Genomic DNA, 15,985 nt, shown 5'->3' with positions numbered 1-15,985 from the left:
GGTGATTTTGAGTTTTCACGACAGAAAACCGGTACGAAGACCTTTAATGTTACCAGTGATGGTTCCGTTCCTTCCAAGTACTGTGCGTCTTCCATGAAATCTCGCGTCGCATTCCTCTGTTTGGCCCTCACGATGGTACTTGCCTGGTGCACTGGAGCCGCTCGTCCCTGCACGGCGGAGGAGCTGCCTGGCCAGCGTTCGGCGAGCGTGGAACTCACCCCCGTGCCCGATCATACGGGGGATTATTACCGCACGCAAACCACTTTGGATGGATCGCTCTATCTCACCGCCGACGAGGCGTTTTTTCGGCAAGGCAAGCTGCGAGCGACAGGTGAATCCGCAGCACCGGACCCCGAAAAACTCAATGGCGGCAAATCGTTTGCGAACATCGAAGGATGGCAACCTGGCGACAGTTTCGAGTGGGGAGTGCTCTTTCGCCAAGCTGGCGAATTGAAGGTGGACCTCTCCCTCACAGCCGACGACTCCGTCAGTCGCTGGATGCTCACCATCGGTTCGGAGCAACATCCATTGGCGGTCGACTCCGCTACGGCGAAGCTGAGTGTGTCGACCAAAATCACCGAGTCGCAACTCGGACAGCAAACGATTCGACTCACCTGCGAGCATGCTCAAGGTAAACTGAGCCTGCAGCAGGTGGTGCTTTCGGGCGAAGCCGCCCGCGACAGCGCGGTGCTCCGTCAGCGATGGCGACCCGCGGCCGCCCATGCCCGCTTTAGTAGTTCGCAAGCAACCGGGCCGATCCAGTTGTGGGTGATGGAACTCGATGCGGTGCCAGGCGAGTTTGGTTGTTACAGTCCGGTGACAACCCCGTTTGGCTACTACGGTGCCTCGTGGGAAGCCGACGGGCGTGTGGGGACCAGCTTTAACTTCTCGCTCTGGTCGTTTCAGCGTGGAGGTCAGGAACCAGCCATCGACAGATTGTCGCATCTCCTCGCGATCGGCAACCCCGACGCTGAGTTCGGCGGGTTCAGTCACGAGGGAACCGGCGTAAAGGTCCGCGGCTGGCAACCACTCGAAGGCCATCAATCGCAGCGGCAAGCCTTTGCTCTACGCATGGAGCCAGGCGATCCCTACAGCACCTATTACAGTTACTACTATCTGGCCGACGAAGATCGCTGGCAACTCTTCAGCATCGGCAACAAATACAACGGCAACCGTCCTCCAAAATCGCTATGGGTCGGTGGATTCGTTGAGGTGCCCGGCCCGCCGAACCGCCAGCGAACTGGCATCTATCCACGCACCATGCGTTATCGCGGGTGGGTTGAGAATACCAGTGGCGAGTGGTTCCCGCTCGACCAGATGAGCAACGGCGATATCGATCGGGCGACGAAGCTCACCGACACCGAGCGCGGGTGTACCGACGATGGCCGCTTCAAACTCACCGCTGGTGGTTGGAAACTATATACCCCCGCGGAACAAAAGCGGATCGCCAATCCCAACGCGACTCCAGTCGCAATAGCTCCGTACCTCGAACCACGACACCTGGCCACGTTGCATTCGGTTCCTGCTGAAGTGAAGCTGCTGGAAGTGCAACAGCAAGCGGGCGTGCTTCGCGGCAGCTACACTTTGCAAGGCGAACTGGAGTCGAGCGAGGTCACCGCCTACTGGGGAACGCAGGAAGCCCTGACGTTTGCCGACCGCTGGCAACACTTCCGCACGCTGGAGCAAGGTGCAGCGGGCGAGCATCGCTTTGAATTGCCGCTCACCACTTCCGGCGAGCCGGTTTACGTGCGGCTGTTTCTGAAGAGCAGGGCAGGGCAGTTTTGGTCGCCAACGACCGCGATCGCCCAGCCGTAGCTTGGAGCGGATTATTCCTTGGCGGCGGTTTTCCTCGGTCTTTGGGGGCGTGCTATCACCGGTGAGGGGATTTTCGCCCGCTCGCGAACTCTCGGCGAATCGACTGCGTAACAGAACCAACGCCACGGAGCGGCTGTCTTGCTTTTCTTGCTCCTTCGGCGTCGGTTGGTCGGTGATAGTGAGGTCCCGGCCTGTCTGGCAAGACGCCATTACCATAGAGCGGTCGTGCCCCACGAATCCGGCGGAGTCCGGAGAATCGGCACGGTCGGCAGGCTCCGGCGAACTGCTGCGAGCGGCCCCAGCAATTGACGCGTCGCGACGCATGCGGCGCTTGTGCGGGTCGTACGGCACACCGCGGCCAAAAGCGTAGGAAAAAACTGGCTTAGTTTTTTTGACTGCCTTGTTTTTGCGTCCTATATTCGCTTGTGCCCCGGATGGTACCGCCACCAAGGGAGCATCCTGCCCCGCTCGGCTTCATCGTCAAGTCGTCTCGACCGCTGACGTAGAGCACTCTCGCGATAGACGGAACGAACTTAGTATGCGTAAGACGCCCAATAGCTTCTTGTTTCAATTGACTGCTGCGGTCGGCCTGATCCTCGGGTTTGTCGTAAGCGGTACATCTTCGCAGGCACAAAGCGAATCGGTCGCGATTGCCAGCGAAGCGTTGCCTCAAGAGATTTCGCAGTTGCTGGCCGCTGGCCGCAAGCTCGAAGGCGAGCATCGCTGGGGCGAAGCACTCGCTCACTACGAACAAGCAGTTCGCAAGCATCCCGAAGATCGCAGCCTGGCCCAGCGGTACGACATTGCTCGCTTGCATTACGGGGTAGAGCGCCGGTATGTCGATCGTAGCTATCTCGACGCGGTTTCGACTCTCGATGGCAACGATGCGAACGACCTGTATAACGAGTTGTTGCTCAAAATCGATTCGCACTATGTGGTGAATCCACCTTGGAACAGCCTTGCCCGTCGGGGAGTGCAGTCGCTCGACGTCGCGTTGACCAAGACCAATTTCCTGCGGCACAACAATATCTATGCCGATAAAGATCAACTGCTCGAAACCCGCCGGGCGATTTATGGCCCGCTTTCGCAGCAGATTACCACTCGCGAGCAAGCCCTGAGCGTCGCCCGCCAAGTAGCTAAAATTGCGAACCAACGAGTGCAGCTTCGCCCTTCGGCGGTCGCTCTGGAGTTCACCTCGGCCGCTGCAGAAGGACTCGATCATTACTCGTCGTTCCTCTCCGGCAACCAGCTCAAAGAGATTTACTCGCAGATCGAAGGCAACTTCGTCGGACTCGGCGTCGAGCTCAAAGCCGCTCCTTCGGGTGGGCTTGAGATCGTCAACGTGATTCCCGGCAGCCCTGCTGAGCGGGCCAACATCGAAGGTGGCGACATCATCACTGCCATCAACGGCAAAACGATCACCAGCATGTCGACCGACGAAGCCGCTGGCATGCTGACCGGCGAAGAAGGCACCTACGTGGAAGTGCATGTGGTGCCCCCTCACGCTGTCGCCAAGACTGGTGACCTGATCGCCATGCCGAAGACTCGCACCCCGTTCGACGTGAACGTCCGTCGGGAGCATGTGGATGTCCCCAGCCTGGAAGAAGTCGGCATTATCGACGAAGCCTATGGGGTCGCCTACGCTCGGGTGCCGGTGTTCCAGAAGACGACGAGCCGCGACCTGGAACAGGCCCTCTGGGACCTGCACTCCAAAGGCATGCGGACCTTGGTGCTCGACCTGCGTGGCAACCCGGGTGGTCTGCTAACCGCTAGTGTCGAACTGGCCGATAAGTTCGTGGCTCAGGGACGCATTGTCTCGACCCGCGGTCGCAGTGCCGGCGAAGATTTCGACTACACCGCCCATCGGGCTGGCACCTGGCGGGTGCCGCTGGTGGTGCTCATCGACGACCAAAGTGCCAGTGCCAGCGAGATTTTTGCCGCCGCCATCCACGATAACCGTCGCGGTACCGTGGTCGGCGAACGCAGCTTCGGCAAGGGTTCGGTTCAAGGCATCTTCCCGCTGGGGCATGCTGGAGCCGGCATCCGGCTGACCACGGCCAAGTTTTTCTCTCCCACAGGACAACCAATCAGCAAGGTCGGAGTACAGCCCGATATCGTCGTGCGACGTGCTAACGGTTCGCCTGAGGGAGCTCAAACAGTCGCCTATCGCGGCGACGGCGACGATCAGGTGCTCGCCCGGGCGTTGGAAGTAGCCCGCAGCCAAGTGGTGCAAAACGACGCCAGCGATAACTCGCGTCGCTAGGGCGAACGGCGAAAAAACCGGGCAAAACCTGCCAAACTGGCCCGGTGCCCACGTTGACGGCGAAGCCAAATCCCCGGATACTGGGGCATTATCGTGTGGGCCTCGCTCTTGCCCCAACCGCCAAATGCTCGACTGAGCGTAGTATTTGGCGGAAAACGTAGGCTATCCTACTCCCAACTCCCTGTTTGCTTTGCTGCCATGCCTGTCGAAGACGACGACGATCTGTACGATGGCGATTACGAATTCGTAGACGATGATGAGTACGAAGACTCGGAAGAGTATGAGTACGAATACGAGGACGAGTACGAAGACGACGTCGAATACGAAGACGAAGAGCCTGAAGAGGAGGCTGAGGAAGAAGAACCTGAGCCCAAACCGGTAGCAAAGCAGTCGAAGGCCAAAAAGGCCCCGGCCAAGAAAGCTCCGGCCAAGAAGGCTGCTGCGCCCAAGAAAACGACCGCTAAAGAGTCGAAGACAAAAGAGGCGAAGGCCAAGACCACCAAGGCTAAGGAAACCAAAGCCAAGGAGCCTAAGGAAAAGGTCGAAGAAGAGCCCGCCGCTCCAAAGAAGAAGGCGGCCCCTAAAACCGCTAAGAAGGCACCTGCCAAGCCGAAGAGCAAGCCAGTCGAGGAGGAGGTCGTCGCCGACGCTCCCAGCGAGTTGGAAGATGCTCCCAAGGCTGAAGAGGTCTCGAGCGACGCCCCCGAGTCCTCGTCGGACGTCGATGAGTACGGTCGCGAAGCACCGGTGACCAACTACGTGGTGCACGTCTACGAGTACAAGAAGTTCAAGCGTACGATCGACTACAAGTTCACCCCGGAAGATGCCGACGCCTTTGCCACCGAGTACAATCGCTCGAGTCGGTCTTATGGTCGCTTTGCAGTACCGGGCAAAGCCGAGATTCCTCCCGGCAAAGAACTGGCTCCGTAAGCGAGCTGCGCTCACCAGTTAAACATCAACGGGCTGCCCACCATTGGGCAGCCCGTTTTCGTTTTAGCACTATTTTTGTAGGATCAATTTGTCGTTCTTCGTAATCGTCAGACGGTATATCTGACCCGTGTGTTCAATCAGCAAGGTACGTCCCCCTTGCATCAGTTCACTGGACGTTACGATACGCTGTTCTGGCTCGTTCGGTGTGGGTGTTTTGTGATCTTCCCTTTCGCTCACGGCAGATCCTCCTCGTGATGCGATTGGTCTTCGTTGACTTCCGCCAGATGCCTGGCAAGTGCTTCGGCACGATCAGCGTCGCCTTGCGAAAGGGCCAACTGCAGCAAGCGATGCAAGCAGCCCCGGCAGCATATCGAATCGACATCGGTCGCAGTGATCTGTCGCAACTCGTCGTACGCTTCTTGATCACGGTGATGCTTTAGTAGTTGCAGGACGAGCACTACCCGATACCGGCAATTACACGGAGCTAAGTGGATCGCACGCCGGAGCAGCGGCACTACCCTTTCCGCTGGTTGACGCAACCGTACGAGCGATTGCGCCAAGCAAAACAGCAGGCGATCGTCATCTGGTTTCTGCTGTACTTCGCGGCGACAAACTTCGGCCGCCTGTCGCCAGTTGCCGGTTGCTGCCAGACCTCTCAATAGCTGCCAAAGGTCGTTGTCTTCCAACCCGGTGTGCTCGGCAAGCTCCAAGTAGATGTGAGTTGCAAGCTCGTCGTGCCCAAGCCGGCGATGGCAGTCGGCCAATAGAAGATGCCCTTTGGTCTGGAGCGGCACGAGCAACAAGGCGTGCTCCAGATTCTCAAGCGCCAGGTCGAAACGCCCCTGGTGGTGCAGTAGTTCCGCTCGGAGCTGCCAGAGGTTTCCCCTGTTTGGGTGATCCTGAAGCTCGACCTCCAGGATATCGATGGCAGCCTTGGTAAATCCACGTTGATGAAGCTCAACGGCGCGTCGGGCAACGGACTCGTTTGGAGATTTTTCACAACTCATGGTTTGTTTTTTATGAGAGAAATAAAAAAACCACTATGTTTATAGGGTTCTTGGAAAAACGGGGAAGGTTGACACGAGAGTCGTAATTGCTATCTTATTGCTATTGAGACGCAGTCGCAACACCTAGCCAGCCATTCTTCGTTTGGAATAGCAAGATTGCCAGCCAGGGTACCCCTCGCCGAGCATGCGGCTCCCCGCCGAAGCCGGCTCTCACCCCGCCCGCCTGGGTGTCCGGGCTAACGAAGAAAGGAGCTTGCACCCCCTCCCGCCTTATGAGCGGCAAATGTCCCCGAGTCAGGTGACACGCTGCTGCTATCTGATCCGGAAGCATCTCACGCGTTGTGCTTTGTTTCTGAAACCCGTTTACCCAGTACCTGTTTGGTAATTGATTTAACTCAAGAGAAGTCTAATGAAAATCTATTGCACCTTGATCGCCCTGATTGCCTCGCTTGGTTTCCAAGCAGCCACCTTTGCAGCCTTTGTTGAACCACAGTCGTGGACACGGGGAGATGGTGGAACCACCTATCAAGAATGGGGAGTGTTCGACGCCTACCCCACCGACAATACGCCTGACGTCGGCGACATCAATCCCAATGGCACCGCGTCGTTGACTGAAAACACCGGAACTGCTTTCACCACCAGCAGCGGCAACATCTATGGCCCCGGCGGTGCGACTGAGTTCACGGTCACCATTCCTGAAGCCGATGTGCCGACCCCGCAGCACGACATCACAGCAGTGGTTCAATTCAGCACCCTCGGTACCGAGCTGGACTACACCAGTGTTTTGCTAAATGGCCTGGCCCCTGTCGATACCGCTGAAATCGACCGTGTTGCGCTTGGTGGTTTTGGTGGTTCGCAGATCGATACCTGGATGCTGTTCAACGTACCTTATGCCGATTTTGGCGATGGCGTTGCCGGCGTCGAAGACCTCACGCTCGAGTTCACCGCTTCGGGGGCTCACATGAGCCTCGCCGCGTTGTCGATCGACACCGCAATTCGTCCCTTTGGTTTTTACGCCGAACCGAATCCTGTGCCAGAGCCAACCAGCATTGCATTGTGTGCCTTGATCGGTGCTGGTGGACTCGTCGTCGCAGCGCGTCGCCGCTTCGATCTGAATGCCAACGTTTAAAGCTATGTAACAAGTTCCCATGTGTTCATGGGCAGCAACGTGGGGCATCGGAATGTTCCGGTGCCCCACTCTTCACAACGAAATCTTGAGTCGGATGACGTTGAAAGGATATTCGTGATGGAATACTTCAATCGTACTCGCTGGTGGCAGGCCGTTTTCATCGGAATGCTTGTTGCCGGTTTGCCAGCTTCGGTCCAGGCGCTCGGAATTACGCCTGATGCAGAAGACTGGCCGTTCGGTAATTGGTCGCGAAGCGACGCCAATAGTAGCTACGCCGCTTGGGATATGTTCACCTCAGCCGAGGGGGGCGACAACCTGCCCGACGTTGGCCAACACAACGCGGCCGAGGCCAATGTGGTCGAAACGTCGGACCCGGCGGTTGCTTTCCTTACTTCTAGCGGCAATATCTACTCATTCTCTGCAGCTACCGATTTTGATGTCACGATGCCGGCGATCGATCTGGGGGCCGGAGCCAGTACGTCGGTGGTGCTGCAAGTCGTCACCCAAGGGAGCGAGCTCGACTACTCGTCCGTTCGTTTATCCTACGACGACGGGGATCAAGGCATCACGCCCGACAGCACAGCAGAACTCGGTCGCATTGAACTCGGTGGATTTGGTGGCGAGTTGGTAACGACACTCTTCGCCTGGGATCTGGACGGTGTTAGTACTTCGAGCTTCTTGCTGGAGTTCAATGCTTCGGCAGAGTCGATGAGCCTCGACGAAGTCATCCTCGACACGCTTGCCATGGCAAGTGAGGTGATTAGCCAGCCGGGCGATTATGATGGCAGTGGTGTGGTCGATCATGGTGATTACGAGTACTGGATCTCGCAATTCGGCGCGACTAACTCTCCGGCCGATGGCAATGGCGACGGCATCGTTGATCTCGGGGACTACACTCTATGGCGCGACAATCTAGGATCGAGCACGCTCACAAGTGGTGTTGCTAGCTCGCAGTCGGTCCCCGAACCTGCCACTGCAGGTAGTTTGCTGGTGATTATCGGACTCGCAGGTGGAAGCATGTACCTGGCTAGCAAAGGGAATGGAAATGCCTAGCACGTTGCGTCGAAACGCCTTTACGTTGGTGGAACTGTTGGTGGTGATTGCCATCATCGGCATCCTGGTGGCTTTGCTATTACCGGCCGTGCAGGCGGCTCGCGAGGCGGCCCGCCGCGCGAGTTGTCAGAACAACATGAAGCAAATCGGTCTGGCGATGCATCAGCACAACGATGCATTCAAGCGACTGCCGCCGGCTGTGCCAGAAGGGCATGAGCATAACACCGGTGCCATGGTCTGGATTCTTCCTTACCTGGAACTCGGTAACGTGATGGATCGCTACGACTTCACGCTCGGCCCCGACGAAGGAGCGAACGAGGAGCTGTCGAAGATGGTGCTACCAGTATTCGTCTGTCCCACGATGTCGACACTCGATGGCTCGCGCCCAAATGGAATGGCCAGCTATGGCATCAGCACCGGTAGCGGCTACTCTCGCTACCCGGTAAATGTAAAAACCGGCGAGCCCGATCCCAATACGCATAACGGAGCGATCATCGATCCCGTACGGGGCAAGACCTCCATCGCCAAAATCACCTCGGCCGATGGCACGTCGCAAACGTTCCTGGCGGGCGAGCTAGATTTTGGTCTGCTGAATTATGCCGACCGCACCGCCGGCACTGGCACCACTGCCGGCGGCACCACCCGCTGGGCCTACGCCTATCCTGGTGTTTCGTGGTGTTCCACGGCCGGCGTGTTTAATAGCGACCGGCTGATCAATGGTTTTCTGGAATGGGAGACCTTTCGCGGCGATCATCCCGGCGGCGTGATGATGCTGTTTGTCGATGGATCGGTTCGCATGGTGGATGAAGAGACCGCCGACGAGGTACTCGACGGCATGGCCACCACCGCAGGAGGCGAAATCATAGAGTAGCGGCCAACAAAGGTCGACTTTCTCGGCCAGCCGTCTACCATGGAACAACCCGTTTGCGGGGCTTCACCCAGAAGGTGGAGCCTCGCGGCACTTACCAAACCTGCCCCGCCGTTTCCGCGGCACGCACCCACAACGGAAAGAAACTGATGAATCAACCAACGAAAACATGGCTCGGCGTCATGGCCTTGTTGCTAGCAATGGCTCCAATGGCCCATTCGCACTTCACTTGGATGTCGTCCGATAGCGAAGGCCGCGCCTTGTTGTTCTTTGCCGAGTCGCCCCAAACGCCCGACTATAAACTCCCCGAGGCGGTTACCAAGGCCGAAGTCACCTTGCAGGTGGCCGATGCAACTCCTCAGAAGTTGACGCTCCAGACCGTCGAGAACGAAGAGTTCATCGGCCGGCAGAGCGACACCGGTGTAGTCGGCAATGGAGTGCTCACCTCGGTTTGCACGTATGGCAACTACCACGGGACTTTGCTCACCTACTACGTGAAGCACTACGCGGGCGACCTGGCTGCCGCGACCGCCGCCGAAGCCGCTAAGCCGGCCGACGGTTTCGTATTCGACCTTCGACCAGAGCTGATTAAAAAAGGCATCGTGCTCACCGCCACGCGGGATGGTGAGCCGCTCGAGGGAGTCGCGGTCACTCTGATCGATCCCTCTGGGGATCAGGCCGAGAAGGAAACCGGCAAGGACGGCACGGTGAAATTCTATCATGTAGCTAGCGGACCGTTGGGCTTCATTGCCAACGTTACCGAAGAGAAAGAGGGCGAAGAGAACGGCGAAAAGTACACTTCGCTGTCGCACTATCTGACGCTCACCTTCGACTACGCCGAGGGTACCCAAGCCACGGCCGCGTCGACCGATTCGGAGAAACCAACCCCATCGATGGATACCGAAGACCCAGCGGACACCACCGTTGAATCGGCTTTGCCTCCTCTTCCGGAAGGGGTGACAAGCTTCGGCGCAGCGACCTGCGATGGTTACGTCTACGTGTATAGCGGTCACATCGGCGGCACCCACGAGCACACGAAGGAGAACTACTCCACGCACTTCCGCCGGATGCCGCTCGCCGGCGGCGAGTGGGAAGAGCTCCCCTTCGAGGTCCCGCTGCAGGGCTTTGCGGTAGTGCCGTTCGAAGGAAAGCTGATCCGCGTCGGCGGAGTGTTCTCGCGCAATGCCAAGGACGAAGACGCCGACATGTACTCGACCGACGTCGTCTCGATGTTCGATCCTGAGACTAAGTCCTGGGCTAAGCTGCCGGCGCTGCCGGAACCGCGTAGCTCGCACGACGCGGTCGTGATCGACGGCTCGTTGTACGTGGTCGGCGGCTGGAACCTCCAAGGCGGCACCGACGGCGAGTGGCACGATACCGCTTGGAAGCTCGACCTCGCAAACCTCGAAGAAGGCTGGAAGCCGCTGGCGAAGCCGACCTTTATCCGCCGAGCGATGGCTGCTTCGTACCTGCCTGGCAAGCTCGTCGTGATCGGCGGCATCGACGACGGCAACGACATCTCGCGCGACGTGTTCGCCCTCGACCTGGCAACCGGCGAGTGGACTTCGCTGGCCGAGCTCCCCGGCGACGGAATGCAGGGCTTCGGCGTGTCGGCCTGGAACCACGAAGGCAAACTCTACGCAAGCGGTAGCACCGGCCTGCTTTACCAGCTTTCCAACGACGGCAGCGAGTGGATCGAGGTCCACGAGTTTGCGGATCCTCGCTTCTTCCACCGGCTACTGCCCGCCGGACCGGGCCGGTTGCTGATGCTAGGCGGCGTGTCGATGGATCGCCGCAAGCACGTCGGCGATAGCGAGTGGGTCGAGCTCAAGCCCGCCGAGTAACTCGGCGGGAGGCTGCTGCGAGTCGAAATCTCCAGCGAACCTCCACGCGGATAACTCATGAAAAAACGAACGCCGCAATCATTGGATTGCGGCGTTCGTCGTTCATTATCGATACTGACTCCCGCAACTTCGTCGGGAGCCAGAATGGCTGCTGAATTAGTCGCGAGGACGAACAGCGCCGGTCAGGCCCGAATAATCGAAACGGTCCTCGTCGTGCCACAGGGGATGGCCCTGGCGTACGCGTTCGGCCAGGATTTCCAGCTTCTCAGGCGAGCCAGCAGGGGCTTCGGTCGGCTGGAACGACGCATCCACGCGGGGCACGAAGTCCTCGTCGTGGCCATACTTCAGGATGGCGTCGAATACATTGTCTAGTTTGGAATCTGCCATAATACTCTCTCACATTTTACTGCTGGTGATCGTCCTTAGGCGGGATTCGTGGGGGACGATCGGACGTCTACTCAAGCAGCCACCAGGGTGTTGGTGTTTCACCCCTGCTCGAGTGAAGAATTGATTAACTTGATCGCACGATTATTACTGGAGAAATCCAGATGTCAAGTTTTTGCAAGGGTACTTGTAGGGAGTTTTTTGTAGTTTTTTGCATGCCCTGACAAACCCTGCTACTTGGCGAAGAATAGCCGTCGGTTAGGTGAAAACTAAAGCCAATTGGTGTGCGATTCTGCTCCGTTGTGATAGCATCGCACACCCGCGAATCCCGTCGTCGCAAGTAGGGGAAATAGACAATTGTCAAGGGTCCGGCAAGAGAGGTTCCCCTTTGCCCTATCTTCCCTAGCAAGGTAGAACCCACCCTGAAACGACTGGATAAGAGTACCCTTATCGACCATTCGGAAGGCCTTCTTGATGAACTGGACTCAACGGAACCTGCAATTTTCCCGGAAACGGCGCGGTTTTCACCTCGTCACTCGCGACATTGTCGACCAGCTGCCCGAGATCGGCGACCTGCGCTGCGGCATGCTCCATCTTTTTTTGCAGCATACTTCGGCCGCGCTCACGCTCAACGAAAATGCGGATCCCGACGTGCAAGTCGACCTCGAAGCGTCGATGAATGCGATCGCGCCGGAGTCGTTTCCGTACATTCACACCTGCGAAGGACCCGACGATATGCCGGCCCACGTGAAGAGTTCGTTGCTCGGCGCATCGTTGATGATTCCCGTACAAGATGGACACTTGGCACTGGGCACCTGGCAAGGAATCTACCTGGTCGAGCACCGCAATCACGCGACCCCGCGCCGAGTGGTCGCCACGCTCTGGGGCGAGTAACCTCGCGCCTGCAATCGAGTGCAGCGACCTGCAACCGATTGCTCGCTGACAACACGATCGCGTGGAGCGGATTGCCATGAAACTACTCCGGTTCTCGGTGACTGGGGGAATGGGTAATGGATCCGTACGCATGACAATCGATACCGATCCGCATGGAGATTTCCGGGGGGTGAGTCTTTGAAGTGAATTCACTCTTGGACACGATTCGTTTTTGATCTCTCGAAAAAATCCGTGCTGCCCTCTTCCTCTGCGGCGGCGTCTAGGCCGACTCGTTGGCGTTGATAGATGAACTCGCAGCGATGCTCATGGCGTTGGCCAGACTCGACGCAACACACTGCCTTTCGTGGTCTCGGGAACAATGCGGGAGGTGTGAGGGATGATGTCATTCGCCTTCTCCCTCACACCGACAGTGACAATCCTCGTCCTCCGTGAAGCTGTGGGGGCCCCATCCCTCATTCACATAGCTGTCGCAGGTAAAGTGCTCAAACACGGTTTCAGTAAAATGCCTGGATCGTTGATGGCAGCAGAGGCCCCAGTCGGTCTCCCATGGAGCGAAAAACGAGCAACCGCCACACTGGCGACCGTCTTCGTAGAGTCTAAGGCACGCGGGCTCGCCCGGCCATTTTTCTGCATATCGGTGAGCTGATTCACTATTGGAAAATCGGTTTAGCACAATTCTATTCTCGTTCACTTCCGCTCTCCCAAGCCACGCTTACGTACAGTAGACCGTCTTTTTGCTTCGAACCATCGCTTGCGGTCACCATCTAGGCCTTATGTTTTGTTGTTGAACAAGTCTCTCATGGCGTTGGATAAACACATGGTGTAACACACTGACTTTCGGTGGTTTCGAGAACGTCGGTCACGCGAATCAGTTCATAGCCGCCCATGTGTGACAATCACCTGATGGTCGGTTACCTCTTGAACGATAGCCGGGATATTCACTTTCCAAGAGCTTGTCCCAAAGGGAGGCCAATTCCAAAACTGAAATGCAAGGTTAACGAAACCAAAATGTGGAACTGTCAGCCAATTTCGTACGGAATGTGCGGCGCCGCAACTCGGACAGCACACAGTCGGATCGTCCACACCAATCATGAACTCGCCGATTGCCCCAGCAAAAGGCCCGGCTACCGAGTCATCACCAGGGGCAAATTTCTGGTTGCACTCGCTGCATGTGAATCCATCAAGGCAGGTGAATCCCAAGGAGTTGACCCATCTGCCAATGCAAGGTTCCATTCCGTTTGTGACGAGTCTCCAAAACTCGACTTCGGTGACGAGTCGCTCGTAGACTTCCGCAATTCTTGGCCCAGGGCGGTAGCCGCCAACGCCTCCCAGTACAGCTTCCGGGTCTAGCACTGATTGAATGATACCATCGCCAGCAAGAGCCTCCACGACACTCTGTGCAAGCAATTCAGCACGGTTAGAAGAGACGTCTCGCACTGCGACTGCTACATACCAATCACTCATGACCTCACTCCCCAATAATCTTCACCAGCACCCTCTTTTTGCGCCGGCCGTCGAACTCGTAATAGAAAATATGCTCCCACGGGCCGAGGTGCAGTTGGCCGTCGGTGATCGCGACCACCACTTCGCGGCCCATGATCTGGCGTTTGTGGTGGGCGTCGGCGTTGTCTTCGCCGGTGCGATTGTGCAGGTAGCCGCCGCGGGCGGGGTCGCTCCCCGCGTTAAACGGCACCAGTTCCTCGAGCCACCGCTCGTAGTCGGCGTGCAGGCCCGACTCGTTGTCGTTGATGAACACGCTGGCGGTAATGTGCATGGCGTTCACCAACACCAGGCCATCCTGCACCCCGCTCTCGGCAACGAGGTTCTCGACCTCACGGTGCAACGAGACGATCGCTCGCCGGTCGGGAATGTTCAGCCAGATTTCCTTCGTTAGCGACTTCATCAGTAGGGGCCTCCTTGGTTGGTTGCCAGTCGTGTAAGTAATGGGATCATTGGAATCGGGCACCGATTATAAAGCATTCGTCACGCGGTTGGCTGCCATGGCCATGACGAGCGTAACCCCAGCAGGGGAGGGGGGCAGCAGGAGATGGGACGAATAGATACCCACCGCCCCAAATAGATTCCCAACGCTGGGCAAATAGATTCCCAATTTACCCACCGATGGGAAAATTGAATCGTCGCCCACGCTATAAAACCAGTGGTTTTCGCGCCCGAATAGATTCCCATTCCCAATAACGCATCGAGTGGGAATCTATTTTCCCGCTGGGAATTAATCGCAAGTCGTTTGTCAGTAGCGAGTTGCATCAACACCTCCGCGATAGATGCCCAAAATAGATTCCCATCCATGGGAAAGTATTTTGAGTTGGGAGTTGGATGTTGGGAGTTGGAAGTTAGAAAGGGCAGTAGCGACTGTCTTAAAGTTCAAGTCTCTTTGGAGCATTTCCAGTCCGTTTTTGTTTTGATCATGGCATTGAGTATCAGCAGTAGTTTTCGCATGCAGGCGGTGAGAGCGGTCATCTTGGCTTTGCCTCGCTGCAGAAGTTGCTGGTAGTGTTCGCGGATAATCGGGTTGTGCTGGGTGGCCACAAGAGTGGCCATGTAGAGTCCCTGACGCACCGCCGCTCGACCGCCGCCAATCATACGCTTGCCACGCAAGGTTCCGCTGTCGCGGTTGATCGGTGCCAGCCCTGCCAAGCGTGCCACTTCGCGACGATTGAGAGTGCCCAACTCCGGCATATCGGCGAGCAAGGCCGCCGCCGTCGTCGTTCCTACGCCAGGCACCGTGACTAGCAGCGACGAGCGTTCTTGAAACTGAGGATCGGCTTTGATGAGCTGTTGAATCTGTTGGTCGAGCTGCTCCAGTTGTCGTTGGTAGAAGTCGATCGCTTCTTCGATCGACTGACGCACCTGCTCATCTCGCTGCGTGCCTCGCCGATTCTTTTCCCGTGTCAGAGCATCACTCACCTGCTGACGACGAGTTCGGAGGGAGCGGAGTTTTTGCTCGTTTTCCGAGGGTTTTTGGGTTTCTTTGGGCTGCATCAACACGGCATAGCGGGCGATCACCAGCGCGTCGAGGCGATCGGTCTTGGCGAGCTGACCTTGCGCGCGGGCGAAGTCGCGAATCTGACGTGGATTGACGACACTCACCGCAATCCCTTGCTCGCGAAGGAAGTCGACTAGCATGCGTTCACAACCTCCCGTGGCTTCCAGGCAGGCGTGGGTCACCTGATGCTGCACTAACAACTGCCGAAGTTGCTGGCATCCTTCTTGACCGGCAGACCAATGATGCATCTGCGGTTGCCCCGCAACGACGATGTCCCAGTGGTATTTGGAAACATCGATCCCAATCCAAGTACTTTGCAAATGGTTTTCCATCGATTACCCTTCCTTGCATATGCGAGCTTGTTAAAACAGCTCTGGCGACTGTTCGGGCTAATGCGACAGGCGGCCGGCCGGCGATCCAGCTACGAGATCGGTCTCGTGAGGACCGAGGGTGGGACGATCTACCGGCGGCCGCCGTCTTCTACTTCGTTCGCTACGCTCACTCCGCAGAAGACGGCGAAATCGTTGATAGCACCACCTCTGCAAGATACAAGGGTGGGTCCAGGAGCTTCCAGCGACGCAGCCCCACCAACCACTTTACCACGCGCGCAGCAGCGAACCCTCACGCAAGCAACCATTCGCCAGCGCGTCGCCAGAAGTCCGACATGAATGTAAGTATCACATCTCAATCACCTCCAATCACTAAAAAGCCAATAGCCAATAGCCGATAGCCGATAGCTGATAGCTGAAAGCCGACAGCCTTTGACACCTGTCCATTAGAACACCATGGGTGGC

General features: G+C 57.4%; 13 protein-coding genes. 8 read left to right on the top strand and 5 right to left on the bottom strand.

Annotation, left to right across the window (positions count from 1 at the left end; translation table 11 throughout):
- Nucleotides 1-93 precede the first annotated feature (93 nt).
- The 3 genes from Pan181_RS18480 (at nucleotide 94) to Pan181_RS18470 (ending at nucleotide 5,008) form a co-directional block, all read left to right on the top strand.
- The gene (locus tag Pan181_RS18480) at nucleotides 94-1,815 is read left to right on the top strand and encodes a DUF3472 domain-containing protein (RefSeq protein ID WP_145248940.1); all 1,722 of its coding nucleotides are present in this window, start codon (nucleotides 94-96) and stop codon (nucleotides 1,813-1,815) included.
- 538 nt (nucleotides 1,816-2,353) lie between these two features.
- Nucleotides 2,354-4,078: a S41 family peptidase gene (locus Pan181_RS18475; protein WP_145248938.1), complete on the top strand. Its 1,725-nt coding sequence runs from the start codon at nucleotides 2,354-2,356 to the stop codon at nucleotides 4,076-4,078.
- Nucleotides 4,079-4,276: 198 nt separating this feature from the next.
- On the top strand, nucleotides 4,277-5,008 hold the full coding sequence (locus Pan181_RS18470; RefSeq protein ID WP_145248936.1) for a hypothetical protein: 732 nt from the start codon (nucleotides 4,277-4,279) through the stop codon (nucleotides 5,006-5,008).
- A 69-nt stretch (nucleotides 5,009-5,077) separates the two neighbouring features.
- Here the strand turns inward: Pan181_RS18470 and hemP are convergent, their stop codons facing one another.
- Nucleotides 5,078-5,245, bottom strand: coding sequence for a hemin uptake protein HemP (gene hemP / locus Pan181_RS26230; protein ID WP_197528496.1), 168 nt, complete (start codon nucleotides 5,243-5,245; stop codon nucleotides 5,078-5,080).
- A complete protein-coding gene (locus tag Pan181_RS18460) occupies nucleotides 5,242-6,015 on the bottom strand; it encodes a tetratricopeptide repeat protein (protein WP_145248934.1) in 774 nt (257 codons plus the stop codon). The genes hemP and Pan181_RS18460 overlap by 4 nt, the downstream gene beginning before the upstream one ends.
- A gap of 409 nt (nucleotides 6,016-6,424) precedes the next feature.
- Here Pan181_RS18460 and Pan181_RS18455 point away from each other — a divergent pair, with 409 nt between their 5' ends.
- From Pan181_RS18455 to Pan181_RS18440, 4 genes are all read left to right on the top strand, one after another.
- A complete protein-coding gene (locus Pan181_RS18455; protein ID WP_145248932.1) occupies nucleotides 6,425-7,144 on the top strand; it encodes a PEP-CTERM sorting domain-containing protein in 720 nt (239 codons plus the stop codon).
- Nucleotides 7,145-7,261: 117 nt separating this feature from the next.
- Nucleotides 7,262-8,197, top strand: a complete 936-nt coding sequence (locus Pan181_RS18450; protein WP_145248930.1) for a hypothetical protein — start codon at nucleotides 7,262-7,264, stop codon at nucleotides 8,195-8,197.
- Complete coding sequence (locus Pan181_RS18445) at nucleotides 8,190-9,068, top strand: DUF1559 family PulG-like putative transporter (protein ID WP_197528495.1); 879 nt, start codon at nucleotides 8,190-8,192, stop codon at nucleotides 9,066-9,068. Before Pan181_RS18450 ends, Pan181_RS18445 begins: the two co-directional genes overlap by 8 nt.
- 146 nt (nucleotides 9,069-9,214) lie before the next feature.
- Nucleotides 9,215-10,909: a Kelch repeat-containing protein gene (locus tag Pan181_RS18440; protein WP_145248926.1), complete on the top strand. Its 1,695-nt coding sequence runs from the start codon at nucleotides 9,215-9,217 to the stop codon at nucleotides 10,907-10,909.
- Between the two features lie 156 nt (nucleotides 10,910-11,065).
- Here Pan181_RS18440 and Pan181_RS18435 read toward each other — a convergent pair whose 3' ends face one another.
- Nucleotides 11,066-11,296: a hypothetical protein gene (locus tag Pan181_RS18435; RefSeq protein WP_145248925.1), complete on the bottom strand. Its 231-nt coding sequence runs from the start codon at nucleotides 11,294-11,296 to the stop codon at nucleotides 11,066-11,068.
- Between the two features lie 468 nt (nucleotides 11,297-11,764).
- Between Pan181_RS18435 and Pan181_RS18430 the strand changes: the two genes are divergently transcribed.
- Nucleotides 11,765-12,187 (top strand): secondary thiamine-phosphate synthase enzyme YjbQ, encoded by a 423-nt coding sequence (locus Pan181_RS18430; protein WP_449187626.1) that lies wholly within the window; start codon nucleotides 11,765-11,767, stop codon nucleotides 12,185-12,187.
- A 1,468-nt stretch (nucleotides 12,188-13,655) separates the two neighbouring features.
- Here Pan181_RS18430 and Pan181_RS18420 read toward each other — a convergent pair.
- Together Pan181_RS18420 and Pan181_RS18415 are read right to left on the bottom strand one after the other, a co-directional pair.
- On the bottom strand, nucleotides 13,656-14,090 hold the full coding sequence (locus Pan181_RS18420) for a secondary thiamine-phosphate synthase enzyme YjbQ (protein WP_145248919.1): 435 nt from the start codon (nucleotides 14,088-14,090) through the stop codon (nucleotides 13,656-13,658).
- A gap of 479 nt (nucleotides 14,091-14,569) precedes the next feature.
- Nucleotides 14,570-15,523, bottom strand: coding sequence for an IS110 family RNA-guided transposase (locus Pan181_RS18415; protein WP_145244891.1), 954 nt, complete (start codon nucleotides 15,521-15,523; stop codon nucleotides 14,570-14,572).
- Nucleotides 15,524-15,985: the final 462 nt, after the last annotated feature.

The organism is Aeoliella mucimassa, from assembly GCF_007748035.1.
In the GTDB taxonomy this organism is placed as follows: Bacteria; Planctomycetota; Planctomycetia; order Pirellulales; family Lacipirellulaceae; genus Aeoliella; species Aeoliella mucimassa.
Note: the sequence above shows the minus strand (reverse complement) of the source record. Positions and strands in the feature narration are given on the sequence as shown.